We start from the raw sequence: 13,731 nt of genomic DNA, 5'->3' as shown, positions 1-13,731 counted from the left end.
GGCTGTGTCATCCCCGGCCTTCCCCGATCTGCCGCTTCAGCCGGCGAACTTGCCACGGGCCCGCCGCCGTCCGGCCTTCTCGCCACGTGCCTCGGCCGCAGCGAGCTCGCCCGGTGCGGTCCCCAGGGGTTGGTCGGCGAAGGAACGATTGTTGACCTTCTCGGCCACCTCGCGCATCGTCAGCCACCACTGCTGCTTGGGCCGGCGCGACTCGAGGTCGACCAGGTCCTCGAACTCCTTGAACGGCGTCATCGCATAGGCCTCATCACTCTCGGTGGCGAAGACGTACGTGCTGGTGCCCGCGGCGAACTGCCGGTCGAGCTCCTCGATGCCGGCGGCCGCCAGCCGGGTCGCCACCAGCCGGTCGAACGGGGTGGGGTTGCCGCCCTGCTGGACGTGACCCAGGATGATCGGGCGGACGTCGAACAGGTCGCCGCCCTCGGCCTCGAACAGCCGGGCGAGGAAGTCGGCGGTGTAGTACTCGGCGGCCTCCTCGTTGCGGACCGCGAGGTAGAAGCGCCGGCCCTGCTCGAAGGCGGCGCGCATCTGGCGGACGTCCTCCTCCAGCATGGAGATGGTGATGCCCTCCTCGTTGAGGTAGACCCGCTCGGCCCCGGCGGCCAGACCGCTCACCTGGGCCAGGAAGCCGCAGTTGCGGCCCATCGTCTCCACCACGAAGCAGCGGCGGCTGGCGGCGGCCGACTGCTTGATCCGGTCCAGCGACTCCATCGCGACGTTGAGCGCGGAGTCGGCGCCGACGGCCATCCGCCACTCGGGCAGGTTGTTGTCGATGCTGGCCGGCAGCACCACGATCGGCAGGTCGAACGCCGGATAGCGGCGCCGCTCCGCCTGCATCAGCTGGACCGCCTCGTACGCGTTGAAGCCGCCGATCACCAGCAGCGCGTCCATCGAGTTCTCCTCGAGGGTGCGGGCGATGCCGTACAGCTCCTCGCTCTGGGGCACCTCGCGACGGGTGCCCAGCTCGGCGCCGCCCATCCCGGTCCAGCCCTCGACGTCGCCCCAGGCGAACTCGCTCACCCGTCCCTTCATGAACCCGGGGAAGCCACCCTGGATGCCGAGCATGGTGTGGCCGGCGTCGATGCCGAGCCGGACGGCCGCCCAGACCGCGGTGTTCATCCCCGGCGCCAGGCCGCCGGCGTGCACGATGCCGATCCGCTTGCCGCCGTGGCCGTGGGTGACCCGGGGCTCGGCCTCGGCGAGGGCGTTGAAGATCTCCACCATCCGCCGGAACCCGTCGCCGCGGGCCTCGACGGCCCCCTCGAAGTCATGCGCCCGGACCAGGTCACCGATCGCCCGGGTGGCCCGCACGGCGTCGACCAGCGGGTTGCGGATGATCCGGTTGCGGTGGACACCGATCACCACCGGCACGGTGTCCCGGGTGGCGTTGAGGAGTTCCTCGGCGGCCGCGACGCCGACCATCGACGACATCCACCGGTCGTACGCGGTGGGTGATCCACCACGCTGGACGTGACCGAGGATGGTCACCCGGGCGTCCTGGCCGAGGTTGTCCTGCAGCGCCTGGCGGACGTCGTCGCAGTGGATCGGGTTGCCGGCCCGGTCCCGGGCCCCCTCGGCCACGATGATCAGCGAGTCACGCCGGCCGGCCGCCCGGCCCCGCTGGATCAGATCACACATGTGCTGCTGCCAGCCCTCGGCGGGCGGCGCCTCCGGGATGAACACGTACGCCGCGCCGCCGGCGACGGCGCTGTTGAGCCCGAGGTAACCGCACTCGCGGCCCATCACCTCGACGATGAAGATCCGCTGGTGGCTCGCCGCGGTGGAGGCGATGGCGTCGACCGCCTCGATGATCCGGTGCAGCGCGGTGTCGGTGCCGATCGTCATGTCGGTGCCGACCATGTCGTTGTCGATCGAGCCGACCAGCCCGGCGATCATCAGGTCAGGGTGGGTGTCGGCGACCTGGCGGTCCAGCCGACCCTCGGCGACCAGTTCCTCGAGCAGCTCGTGCCACTCCTGGCGCAGGGTGTCGGCACCGGTCAGGGACCCGTCGCCGCCGACCACGGCGAGCCGGTCGATCCCGTTGCGGACCAGGTTGAGGGCCGCCGCGCGCCGCCCGTCGCGCTCCCGGAACTCCTGGCAGCGTGCGGTGCCGATCACCGTCCCGCCCCGCTGCATGATGCCGGAGACGTCGTCCCACTCCAGCGCGACGATGTCCTCGCCGCCGTTGACCGCGCCCTGCCACCCCTCGCGTACGGCGAAGACCTCCGCACCGGCCGCCAGCGCGGAGCGGACGACCGCGCGGATCGCCGGGTTCATGCCGGGGGCATCGCCACCACTGGTGAGGACGCCGATGCGTACGGGTCCGGGGGTCTCGAGCACGGTGGGCATCCTTCGGCAGGCGACGTACGAACGCGACCCAGTGTATGGACCGCCCGGCGGGCAGGCACCGGTGGGTGCGACAGTGACAGAGTGCTGCCCGATCTGTCCCGTCATTCCCTCGAGGTGGCCCCTCTCCTCGTCGGTTGCCGGCTGCAGCTCGGGGCCGTCACCGTGCGGCTCGTCGAGGTCGAGGCGTACGAGGGCGGCGACGACCCCGCCTCGCACGCCTACCGCGGACAGACGCGGCGCAACACGGTGATGTTCGGCCCCAGCGGCCACCTCTACGTCTACCAACTGCACGGCTCGTTCTGCTGCAACGTGGTGTGCGGGCCCGCGGGGATCGCCACCGCCGTCCTGCTGCGTGCCGGGGAGGTCGAGGCCGGCCGGGAGGAGGCCACGGCGCGCCGGGAGGCCCGGCGGGCCACCCCCGTGGTCCCACGCGACCTCGCCCGCGGCCCGGGCAATCTCTGCCGGGCGCTCGGGATCACCACCGAGCACAACGGGGCCGACCTGCTGGCCGGGCCGGTCGTCCGGCTGCTCCCGGCGGTCCGTACCCCCCGGACGCTGGGGATCGGGCCGCGGGTGAATGTGGCGACGGCGGCCGACCGGCCGTGGCGGTTCTGGGATGCCGGGTCGGCCTCGGTGTCGGTGTTCAAGCGCCATCCGCGCGCCATGGCCGGCTGAGACCGGCGGGCGATCCGCCCGGGGGCGATCCTCCGCCGGGCGGATCGGTGGGGCCCGGCCCGGTCTCGGTCGCCCGTCCGGCGTCAGGTCCGGCCCAGTGTCAGGTCCGGCCCGATGTCAACGTCGGCCGGCGCCCGCGTCCGCGGTCTCGGCGTCCTCGGTCCGGTCGTCCGGATCGCCGGTCTCCACCCCGGCGTCGATGCCGTACGCCCGCAGCCGGGCCCGGTCGGCCAGGTCGTCGGAGGCCTGCAGGGCGAGCAGTTCGGCGTAGATGCCGCCGGAGACGGCCAGCTCGGCCGGCGAGCCGATCTCGTCCACCGCCCCGTCCCGGAGAGTGACGATCCGGTCGACGCTGGAGATGGTCGACAGCCGGTGGGCGATGATCAGGGTCGTACGATCCGCCATCAGCTCCTCCAGGCCCTCCTGCACCAGCCGCTCCGACTTGGTGTCGAGGGAACTGGTCGCCTCGTCGAGGACGAGGACGGGGGCGTCCTTGAGCAGCGCCCGGGCGACCGCGACGCGCTGCTTCTGCCCTCCGGACAGCTTCACCCCGCGCTCGCCGATCAGGGCGTCGTACCCGTCGGGGAAGCGTTCGATGAAGCGGTCCGCGTTCGCCCGGCGGGCCGCCTCGGCGACCTCGTCGTCGGTGGCGTCGGGGCGGCCGTACGCGATGTTCTCCCGGATCGTGCCGGAAAAGAGCGACGGGTCCTGGAAGACCACCCCGACGTCGCGGCGCAGCTTCTCGACCGGCATCGCGGAGATGTCGCGCCCGCCGAGGCTGACGATGCCGGCGTCGGCGGGGTAGAGGCCGAGCAGCAGGTTCACCAGGGTCGACTTCCCCCCGCCCGACTCCCCGACCAGGGCGATCCGCTCACCGGCGTCGGCATGGAAGGTCACGTCGCACAGGACGGGTCGTCCCGGCTCATAGCCGAAGTCGACGTGCCGGAAGGCGAAGGCGTGCGGGTCGACCATCTCCACCGTCGGCTCCGGCCCCACCACCGACACCGGCCGCTCATCCGGCACCGGGCCCGCCGCGGATTCCGGGCCCACCGCGGGCGCCGATGGCTGCCCGGCGGTGGCTGCGGTGTCGGCCGCGCGGGCAGCCGGGAGGGCCCGACGCACCTCCGGGACCTGGTCCATCACCTCGAAGTACGACTCGGACCCGGCGATCGCCCGTTGGCCGGAATCGACGATGAAGCTCATCATCGTCACCGGGGTGCGCGCCATAGCCATCAACTGGAGCAGCAGCACCATCACGCCAATGCTGAACGCCCCGTGCGCGGTCTGCAGGAACAGCACCAGGTAGATGCCCAGGAAAGCGAGGTTCAGCACCGCCCGGCGGGCGGTGTCCATGGTGTGCCAGTGCCGCGCCTGGCCGCGGGTCAGGTCGATGGTGGAACCGTAGCGGGCGTCGAACATCGCCAGCTCGGAGCGCTCCCGGACGAAGCTCTTCACCACCCGGATCTGGCCGATCACCTCGGAGAACCGGCCGTTGGCGAGGTCGATCCGGTCGTTCTTCTCCCCTTCCAGGCGCTGCCAGTTGCTGGAGGTCCGGGTGGTCAGCCACATGTAGGCCGGGAACATCACGGCCAGCATCACGGCCAGCGGCCAGGAGTAGAACCCGCTGATCACCAGCACCGCCACCGTCGTCACCAGCATGGTGAAGAACGTGTTGGCCATCGACTTGAGGAAGTTGGTGACCTCGGTGATCGAGCGCGACAACCGCCCGATGATCGTGCCGCTGAGCTCGTTGTCGAAGTAGCGCTGCGGCAGGCCGAGCAGCTTCTCGAAGTAGCGCACCGACAGGATCTGCCGCAGCCGGGCGGTCATCGTGTCACCGAGGTAGCCGCCGACGTTGGTCAGCACGGTGTTGAGCAGTTCGGCGACCAGCAGGCCGAGGGCCAGCAGCACGATCGTCCGGACCGTGCCACCGTGCCCGCCGGCGATGGCCACCACCTCGTCGGTGGCCCGGCCGATGATGAAGGGGGTGACCAGGGCGGTCACCGACATCAGCAGCGAGCTGGCGACGATGCCGAGGTAGTACGGCCACAGTTCCCTGGTGGTGGACAGGATCCTGACGAGGGATCGCATGCGCCTTCTCCGGACTCTCGACGACGGGACGGGCCCCATGGTAGGGCCGTCGGAAGGGTCAGACCGACGGCACGTCACGCTCCAGCTCGGCCAGCCAGGTCCGGGCCGCGGCGTCGGACGGCATCCGCCAGTCGCCCCTCGGCGACAGCGCCCCGCCGGCCATCACCTTCGGCCCGTTGGGCAGCGCCGAGCGCTTGAACTGGTTGCCGAAGAACCGCCGCAGGAAGACCTCGAGCCAGTGCCGGATCGTCGCCAGGTCGTACGCCTCGCGCTCGTCGGCCGGGTAGCCGGGCGGCCAGCTGCCCCGCTCGGCGTCGCGCCACGCGTGGTGGGCGAGGAAGGCGGTCTTCGCCGGGCCGTACCCGAGCCGGAGCAGGTGGTGCAGGGTGAAGTCGTGCAGGGCGTACGGCCCGATGGAGTCCTGGGTCGACTGCGGCTTCTCCCCCTCGGCGACGGGGATCAGCTCGGGGCTGATCTCGGTGTCGAGGATGGACCGCAGGATCGTCGCGGTCCCCTCGCCGACCTGCCCCGAGGAGATCACCCAGCGGATCAGGTGCTGGATCAGCGTCTTCGGCACCCCGGTGTTGACCCCGTAGTGGGACATCTGGTCACCGACACCGTACGTGCACCAGCCGAGCGCGAGCTCGGACAGGTCGCCGGTGCCGACCACGATGCCGCCGTGCTGGTTGGCCAGCCGGAACAGGTAGTCGTAGCGCAGCCCGGCCTGGACGTTCTCGAAGGTGACGTCGTAGACCGGCTCCCCACCGGCGAACGGGTGGCCCATGTCGGCGAGCATCTGGCGGGCCGCCGGGCGGATGTCGAGCTGCGCGAAGGTCACCCCGAGGGCCCGGCAGAGGTCCTCGGCGTTGCTGCGGGTGTGCTCGGTGGTGGCGAAGCCGGGCATCGTGTACGCGAGGATGTCGGTGCGGGGCCGGCCGAGCAGGTCCATCGCCCGGGCGGCGACGATCAGCGCGTGGGTGGAGTCCAGCCCGCCGGACACCCCGATGACGGCCTTCGGGGTGCCGATCGCGGTGAGCCGCTGGGCCAGCCCGGTGACCTGGATGTTGTACGCCTCGTAGCAGTCCAGGGCGAGCCGCTGCGGGTCGTCGGGGACGAACGGGAACCGGTCGACCTGACGCTCCAGGCCGATGTCATGACGAGGCGGGTCGAGCCGGAACCGGATCGTACGGAACGCCTCCACCCGCTCGGCGTGCGTGCGCCGGTTGTCGTCGAAGGTGCCCTGGCGGTACCGCTCGGCGGTGAGCCGCTGCAGGTCGACATCGGCGACCGAGCAGCGCCAGCCGCGCGGGAACCGCTCGGTCTCGGCCAGCAGGTCGCCGTCCTCGTAGACGAAGGTCTGGCCGTCCCAGGACAGGTCGGTGGAGGACTCGCCCTCCCCCGCCGCCGCGTACACGTACGCCGCCAGGCAGCGGGCCGAGGCGGCCCGGGCCAGCAGCTTGCGGTGCTCGGCCTTGGTGACGGTGATCGGCGACCCGGACAGGTTCGCCAGCACGGTCGCCCCCGCCAGGGAGGCCTCCGCGCTGGGCGGGACCGGCACCCACATGTCCTCGCAGACCTCGGCGTGGATCACCAGGCCGGGGATGTCCTCGGCGACGAACAGCAGGTCGGGGCCGATCGGGGCCCGGTGGCCGGCGAGCACCAGTTCACCGCGGATGTCGTCGCCGGGGGCGAAGTGGCGCCGCTCGTAGAACTCCCGGTAGGTGGGGACGTACGCCTTGGGCACCAGGCCGAGCAGCTCACCGCGGTGGACCACGGCCGCCACGTTGAGGACCCGGTTGCGGTGGCGGACCGGCAGGCCGACCATCAGCACCGGGAGCAGCTCCCGACTCGCCCCGACCAGCGCCGCCAGGGCCTCCTCGGCCGCGTCGAGCAGCGGGGCCGCCAGCAGCAGGTCGTCCAGGGCGTACCCGGTCAGGCACAGCTCGGGGAACACCGCAAGCCCCACCCCGCGCCGGGACAGCTCCTCGGCCGCCTCGAGGACGGCCTCGACGTTGCGGTCGGGCTGGGCGGCGGTGACGGGAATGGTGACGGCGGCGACCCGGACGAAGCCCTGGTCGTAGGCCGATGCGAACTGCACGGGGGTGCTCCTCGGGCCGGTGACTGCTGGGGGGACCAGCCTAACGACCGGTGGCCGGCCCCGGGACCGACCACCCGGTCACGGATCGACCGCCGTGCCGATGGATCGACCATCCGCCCACGCACCGATCCCCCGGCCACCGACCGACCACCGCCCCCACGGATCGACGAGTGCTCCCGGGGATCCGCGACGCCGGGCCGGGCGAACGCATCCCGTCGCCGCCGCGGCCGCCCTAGGATGCTGAACATCATCGGACCAACCACCGGGAGGATGCGATGAGCCCCGACGAGGACGAGATCTCCGAGGTCGATCGCGCCGACAGCGCCGAGACCGAGCCGTACGATCCGGACGCCCGCGAGGCGTTCACCGACGAGCGGGAGGAACCGCTCGAGGACGAGGACAGCGAGGCGGACGACGAGCCGGACCTGCGGGGGGACGAGCCACCCCGCGTCGACTGAGCCGCGGACGGGCACGCTCGGACAGAGTTGCCGGCGCGGACATGCCGGCACGCCATGCACGACGGGCGTACGCCCGGGACGGGAATCCACGATGACCACCGAGCACCGGCACCAGGACGCCGCGGAGGGGCCCGACACCACCACGATCGAGGTCACCCGCCGGCAGGCGAAGAACGACCGGGCCGCCGTCGAGCTGGCCCGGACCGTCTATCTCGCGATGACCGGCCGGCCGGCGCCCACCGCGGTCGAGGTCGTCGCCCGCAGGGACCGTTGGGACGTCACGTTCACCGACTGAACGCTCACAGCTCCATCTCGGCGCCCATCACGACCGTACGGTCGGGCGGCAGGTGGAACACCTCGGTCCGCGAGGCGGCGTTGTTGGCGAGCAGCACGTACAACCGCTTGCGCCACGCCGCCATCCGGGCGTCGCCGGTCGGGCGCAGGGTCAGCACGGACAGGAAGTAGCGGACCTGCTGCGGCTCGAAATCGAGTTCCTCGCTGCGGCCGACGGCGAGCGCCACGCCACGGGGGATGTCCTGGGAGTCGTTGAACCCGACATGGACGCTGATGTGGACGATCCCGTCCGAGGCGTCGCCGAGGTCGTGGACGTGCACCCGGTCGCGGTGGCGGATGTGCGGCACGTTCTCGTTGACGATCTCGACCAGGACGACGTGCTCGAACATCGCGTGGGTGAACATCACCAGGGTGCGCAGCGCCAGTGGCGCCGTTGTGCTGTTGGGGTGCGGGAACACCGCGATGCCGGGGATCCTCGGCAGCTCGGAGTTGTGCACGGCTTCGATGAACTCGTCGAGCGGCCCCTCGAGCTCACGGCGACGCGCCGACACCAGTTCGAACCCACGTCGCCAGGTCGTCATCACCATGATGATCAGGCCGGCGATCAGCAGCGGCAGCCAGCCGCCACTGACCACCTTCACCAGGTTGGCGGCGAAGAAGAGCACCTCGACCACGACCACCGTGGCCCCGTACAGGATCAGCTGCCACAACGGCCGGTGCCAGGACATGTGCGCCAGCGCCAGGAACAGCAGGCTGGTGAGCAGCAGGGTGCCGGTGACCGCCAGACCGTACGCCGAGGCGAGCGCGGCCGAGCTGCCGAAGATCGCGATCAGGGCGAGCACGCCGAGGTAGAGCGCCCAGTTGATCACCGGCACGAAGATCTGGCCGCCCTCCTCCTTCGAGGTGTGCTTGACCAGCAGCCGCGGCAGCAGGCCGAGGCGGACGGCCTGCCGGGAGACGGAGAAGGCCCCCGAGATGACCGCCTGGGAGGCGATCACGGTGGCCAGCGTGGCCAGCACCACCAGGGGCAGCGTGGCCCACGAGGGTGCCAGGTTGAAGAACGGGTTGTCGATGGTGGCCGGATCGTTGAGGATCATCGCCCCCTGCCCCAGGTAGTTGAGGGCCAGGGCCGGGAAGACGATGGCGAACCAGGACACCTTGATCGGCAGCGGCCCGAAGTGGCCCATGTCGGCGTACAGGGCCTCGGCACCGGTGATCGTGAGCACGACGGCACCCATCGCGATGAACGCCGTGAACGGGTGCTCCAGGACGAAGGCGACGGCGTACGTCGGCGAGATCGCCCGCAGGATGCCGGGGTGCTGGACGATGTGCGGCACGCCCAGCGCGCCGACGACGACGAACCACACCGTCATCACCGGGCCGAAGGCGCGCCCCACCGCGGCGGTCCCCCAGCGCTGGACGAAGAACAGGGCCGACAGGATGACCACCGACAACGGCAGCACGAGGTCCTGGAAGTGCGGGTTGACCACGGTGAGACCCTCGATCGCCGACATCACCGAGATGGCCGGGGTGATCACCGAGTCGCCGTAGAACAGGGCCGCCCCGAGCATGCCGAGGGCCAGCACGATCCCGATCCGCCGGGGCTGACGCACCCGGTCGATCAGCAGGTGGGTGAGGGCGAGGATGCCACCCTCACCGTCGTTGTCGGCACGCATGACCAGGATCACGTACTTGAACGTCACGATCAGGGTGATCGACCACAGCACCATCGAGATGACGCCGTAGACGTCGACCGGGATCGGCTTGACGTTGTTGTGGTCGATGCTGAAGACCGTCTGCATCGAGTAGAGCGGGCTGGTGCCGATGTCGCCGAAGACGACCCCGAGAGCCGCCAGGGCGAGGGTGGGGAGCTTCGAACGGCCGGGCACCGGCCGGATCATCGTGGTGTCGGGATCGGGACTCGTGCCCCCGGTCGAGCCGGCCCTGTTCGCACCCCTGAGTGGACGCATAAGTCTCATCCTTGTTCCGGGAGCCCGGGCCCCGACCGCGTCGGGGCTCAGATCTCCATTTCGGCGCCCATCACCGCCGTACGATCCGGCGGCAGATGGAAGACATCGGTCCGGGACGCTGCATTGTTGGCCATCAGCACGAAGAACTGCTTACGCCAGCGTGACATCCGTGAGCGGCCGGTCGGCTGCAACGTCAGTACCGAGAGGAAATAGTGCGCGTCCCCGGGGCGGATGTCCAGTTCGGGTGTCCTGCCCACCGCCAGCGCCAGGCCCTTCGGCACGTCCTGGGAGTCGCTGAATCCCACGTGGACGCTGATGTGGACGATGCCGTCGTCCTCGAATCCGAGGTCGTGCACCCGGACCCGGTCGACGTGGCGGATGTGCGGGACGTTCTCGTTGACGATCTCGACCAGGATCACGTGCTGGTGCACGACGTGGTTGAAGTACACGTTGGACCGCAGCGCCAGCGGTGTCGTCTCGTGGTTGGGATGGGGGTAGACGGCGACACCGGGAACGCGAGGGATGTCGCTCTCCCGCAACGCCTCGACGAACTCGTCCAGTGGGCCCTCCAGCTCGCGGCGGTGGGCGGTGACCAGTGCGTAGCCCTTGCGCCAGGTGGTCATCACCATCAGCACCATCGTGGCGATCAGCAGCGGCAGCCAGCCGCCACTGACCACCTTCGCCAGGTTGGCGCCGAAGAACGCCACCTCGACGCCCATCACCACGACGATGTAGACGCCGATCTTCCAGGCCGGCTCCTTCCAGACCATGTGGGCCAGGGAGAGGAAGAGCAGGCTCTCCAGGATCAGCGTGCCGGTGACGGCCAGGCCGTACGCGGCGGCGAGGTTGACCGAGCTGCGGAAGATCGCGATCAGGGCGAGCACCCCGAGGAAGAGGATCCAGTTCACCGCCGGCAGGTAGATCTGGCCACCCTCCAGCTTCGAGGTGTGGCGCACCAGCAGTCGCGGGAACAGCCCGAGGCGTACGGACTGGCGGGCCACCGAGTAGGCGCCCGAGATGACCGCCTGGGAGGCGATCACGGTGGCCACGGTGGCCAGCAGCACCAGCGGAAGGGTCGCCCACGACGGTGCCAGGTTGAAGAACGGGTTGTTCACCGTGGCGGGGTCCTCGAGGATCATCGCGCCCTGCCCGAAGTAGTTGAGGGCGAGGCAGGGGAAGACCAGGACGAACCAGGCGAGCCGGATCGGGGTCTTGCCGAAGTGGCCCATGTCGGCGTAGAGGGCCTCGGCACCGGTGATGGTGAGCACGACCGCGCCCATGGCGATGAACGCGATGAAGGGATGGGCGATGGCGAAGAGCAGGGCGTGGTGCGGGGAGACGGCACCGAGGATCTGCGGGTGGCTGATGATGTGCGGCACGCCCAGTGCCCCCAGCGTCAGGAACCAGAGCGCCATGATCGGCCCGAAGAACCTCCCCACCGCGGCGGTGCCCAGCTTCTGGAAGAAGAACAGGACCGAGAGGATCGCCACCGAGGCCGGGACGACCCACGCCTGCAGCCCCTCGTTGACCACGCTGAGGCCTTCCACCGCCGACATCACCGAGATGGCGGGGGTGATCACCGAGTCGCCGAAGAACAGCGCTGCGCCGAGCATGCCCAGGGCGGTCACGATGGCGATCCGTCGCGTCGAGGTCACGTTGTCGCGCAACAGGGCGGTCAGCGACAGGATGCCGCCCTCGCCCTCGTTGTCGGCCCGCATGACCAACGAGATGTACTTGAAGGAGACCACGATGGTGATGGTCCACAGCACCATCGAGATGACGCCGTAGACGTCCTCGGGGATCGGCCGCACATCGTTGTGGTGGGTCGCGAAGACCGTTTGCATGGAGTAGAGCGGACTGGTGCCGATGTCGCCGAAGACGACGCCCAGCGCGGCGAGCGCGAGACCGGCGAGCGGGTCCTTCCCCTGGTGACTGTCCCGGACGGTGGGGATCATCGTCAGGGTGACGTCCGTCGATCTGCCCGGGCGCCCCAGGGATCGGGCACGGCGGCGGCCATCGGTTTCGCGCATGATGCCAGTCTGTACCTGAGAGCACTCTTGGTGCCAACGCTCCACGCGGCTGCGGGTGGGCGGGTGATCTCAGCGTTCGCCAAGGTGCGCCCCCGGGTGGCCCCCCGTGCCCGAGATGCAGAAACGCCCGGTCGTCCTGACGACGACCGGGCGCTCACTCAGTAGCCCCGACGGGATTCGAACCCGCGCTACCGCCTTGAGAGGGCGGCGTGCTAGGCCGCTACACAACGGGGCCCCAGCACTTCCCGGTCACCCGGGAACCTGCGGAAGCTTAGCAGGTCCGACCCCCGGCGCTCAAATCCGTGCCGGCGTCACCGATCCTGCACCGGCGACGCCGGACAAGCACCCGAAAAGACGCCGAACATGCACCACATGCAGCTGAAAAGCAGAAATCCCTCCGCGCCTGCGGAGGGATTTCTGTTGGTAGCCCCGACGGGATTCGAACCCGCGCTACCGCCTTGAGAGGGCGGCGTGCTAGGCCGCTACACAACGGGGCCCCAGCCGGTCACCGAATTACCGGAGACCCAGAAAGCCGACCGCCGGAAATGCATTCATCACATTCCGCCGAAAGACTTTCCTGGTTGGGGTACAAGGACTCGAACCTTGACTAAGTGAACCAGAATCACTCGTGCTGCCAATTACACCATACCCCATTATTTTGTTGTCCCGAGGGGCAACGACGTGTAACTCTAGCGCACCCCTCCGGCCGAGCACAAATCGGCCGCCCGGCGTTGTTCCGCCCCCGACGTCAGCGCTCTCGCCCGCCCCGGCGGGAGGTCCCCGACACCGCTACTCGACCGGGCGTGGTGGTCTCCAGCCGCATCGCCCGGGCGATCCCCCAGGCCGCCAGGGCGTAGAGGGCGTACCCACCGACCCCGATCAGGGAACCGATCCAGGTCGTCTCGGTGAGGCCGCGGGTCGCAGCGATACCGGTCGTCAGACCGGCCCAGACGTACGCGAACACGTTGTTGACGACGTGACCGGCGATACCGGCCTCGAGACCCCCGGTGCGCCAGACGAGCACGGCGGCCACCAGCCCGAACGCCAGCCGGTTGAGGAAGAGCGGAAGGTTCTGCGATCCGTGCATGGCGGCGAACACCAGCGCCGAGGCGATGACCCCGAAGCCCCGCAGGGCGGTCAGCGAGCCGAGCGCCTGCATCAGGTAGCCGCGGAAGAAGTACTCCTCACCGGTCGCCTGCACCCAGGTGGTCGCCAGGATGACCGCCAGGAAGCCCCAGAACCCCTGCTGGGGAGCGAGGTGGACGACGGTGCCGGTGACCACCCAGGTGACCACCTGCATGGCGTTGAGCACCACGACCGCAACCACGGCGCAGACCGCCAGGTAGCGCCACCGGATCCGCGGCCGGACCGAAGCGAGCCAGCGGGGCGCGGTGCGATGGAGGGTCGCCACCAGCAGCCAGGACAGCGGGACCAGACAGCCGATGGCGAGGTTCAGCCCGAGCATGCCGGCCGGGTTGAGGTAGGCGTTCGCCTCCTGCGCGAAGGTGCCGTACGCGACGCCCGCCCCGGTCACCAGCCAGGCAAGGCCCACGACGAGGCCCGGCAGCACCGACATCACGCTGAGGTAGAGGACGAAGCCCGCGACGATCCCGAGCACGGTCCGCCAGGCCTCCGTGCCGGGCCGGCGCAACACCAAGGGGTACGACACCCCGGGCGGCGGGTCCTCGAACCCCCCGACGTACGTCTCGAACCGTCCGCGGCCCGCCGGCACCGGGGTGCGCGTCACC

The 13,731-nt window shown here is 70.2% G+C and carries 9 protein-coding genes and 3 tRNA genes; 3 read left to right on the top strand and 9 right to left on the bottom strand.

Annotated elements, in window-relative coordinates:
- Positions 1 to 36: 36 nt before the first annotated feature.
- Positions 37 to 2,367, bottom strand: a complete 2,331-nt coding sequence (locus VB059_RS07260) for a 6-phosphofructokinase (RefSeq protein ID WP_323421352.1) — start codon at positions 2,365 to 2,367, stop codon at positions 37 to 39.
- Between the two features lie 81 nt (positions 2,368 to 2,448).
- Here VB059_RS07260 and VB059_RS07255 point away from each other — a divergent pair, with 81 nt between their 5' ends.
- Positions 2,449 to 3,042: a DNA-3-methyladenine glycosylase gene (locus VB059_RS07255; protein ID WP_323421351.1), complete on the top strand. Its 594-nt coding sequence runs from the start codon at positions 2,449 to 2,451 to the stop codon at positions 3,040 to 3,042.
- Between the two features lie 117 nt (positions 3,043 to 3,159).
- Here the strand turns inward: VB059_RS07255 and VB059_RS07250 are convergent, their stop codons facing one another.
- Both VB059_RS07250 and VB059_RS07245 read right to left on the bottom strand, forming a co-directional pair.
- The gene (locus VB059_RS07250; protein ID WP_323421350.1) at positions 3,160 to 5,133 is read right to left on the bottom strand and encodes an ABC transporter ATP-binding protein; all 1,974 of its coding nucleotides are present in this window, start codon (positions 5,131 to 5,133) and stop codon (positions 3,160 to 3,162) included.
- 58 nt (positions 5,134 to 5,191) lie between these two features.
- Positions 5,192 to 7,231, bottom strand: coding sequence for an NAD(+) synthase (locus VB059_RS07245; RefSeq protein ID WP_323421349.1), 2,040 nt, complete (start codon positions 7,229 to 7,231; stop codon positions 5,192 to 5,194).
- 275 nt (positions 7,232 to 7,506) lie between these two features.
- Here VB059_RS07245 and VB059_RS07240 point away from each other — a divergent pair, with 275 nt between their 5' ends.
- Together VB059_RS07240 and VB059_RS07235 are read left to right on the top strand one after the other, a co-directional pair.
- The gene (locus VB059_RS07240) at positions 7,507 to 7,689 is read left to right on the top strand and encodes a hypothetical protein (RefSeq protein WP_323421348.1); all 183 of its coding nucleotides are present in this window, start codon (positions 7,507 to 7,509) and stop codon (positions 7,687 to 7,689) included.
- Positions 7,690 to 7,780: 91 nt separating this feature from the next.
- Positions 7,781 to 7,984, top strand: coding sequence for a hypothetical protein (locus VB059_RS07235; protein ID WP_323421347.1), 204 nt, complete (start codon positions 7,781 to 7,783; stop codon positions 7,982 to 7,984).
- 4 nt (positions 7,985 to 7,988) lie between these two features.
- Here the strand turns inward: VB059_RS07235 and VB059_RS07230 are convergent, their stop codons facing one another.
- From VB059_RS07230 to VB059_RS07205, 6 genes are all read right to left on the bottom strand, one after another.
- Entirely contained in the window at positions 7,989 to 9,884 is a 1,896-nt protein-coding gene (locus tag VB059_RS07230; protein WP_323421383.1) for a potassium transporter Kup, read from the bottom strand.
- 116 nt (positions 9,885 to 10,000) lie between these two features.
- Positions 10,001 to 11,908: a potassium transporter Kup gene (locus VB059_RS07225; protein ID WP_323421382.1), complete on the bottom strand. Its 1,908-nt coding sequence runs from the start codon at positions 11,906 to 11,908 to the stop codon at positions 10,001 to 10,003.
- A gap of 237 nt (positions 11,909 to 12,145) precedes the next feature.
- A tRNA-Glu gene (locus VB059_RS07220) sits at positions 12,146 to 12,218 on the bottom strand.
- A 186-nt stretch (positions 12,219 to 12,404) separates the two neighbouring features.
- Positions 12,405 to 12,480: transfer RNA gene (locus VB059_RS07215), tRNA-Glu, on the bottom strand.
- Between the two features lie 81 nt (positions 12,481 to 12,561).
- Positions 12,562 to 12,636: transfer RNA gene (locus VB059_RS07210), tRNA-Gln, on the bottom strand.
- A 95-nt stretch (positions 12,637 to 12,731) separates the two neighbouring features.
- On the bottom strand, positions 12,732 to 13,730 hold the full coding sequence (locus tag VB059_RS07205) for a type II CAAX endopeptidase family protein (RefSeq protein WP_323421346.1): 999 nt from the start codon (positions 13,728 to 13,730) through the stop codon (positions 12,732 to 12,734).
- Position 13,731: the final 1 nt, after the last annotated feature.

Source organism: Raineyella sp., from assembly GCF_034933565.1.
GTDB lineage: Bacteria > Actinomycetota > Actinomycetes > Propionibacteriales > Propionibacteriaceae > Raineyella.
Note: the sequence above shows the minus strand (reverse complement) of the source record. Positions and strands in the feature narration are given on the sequence as shown.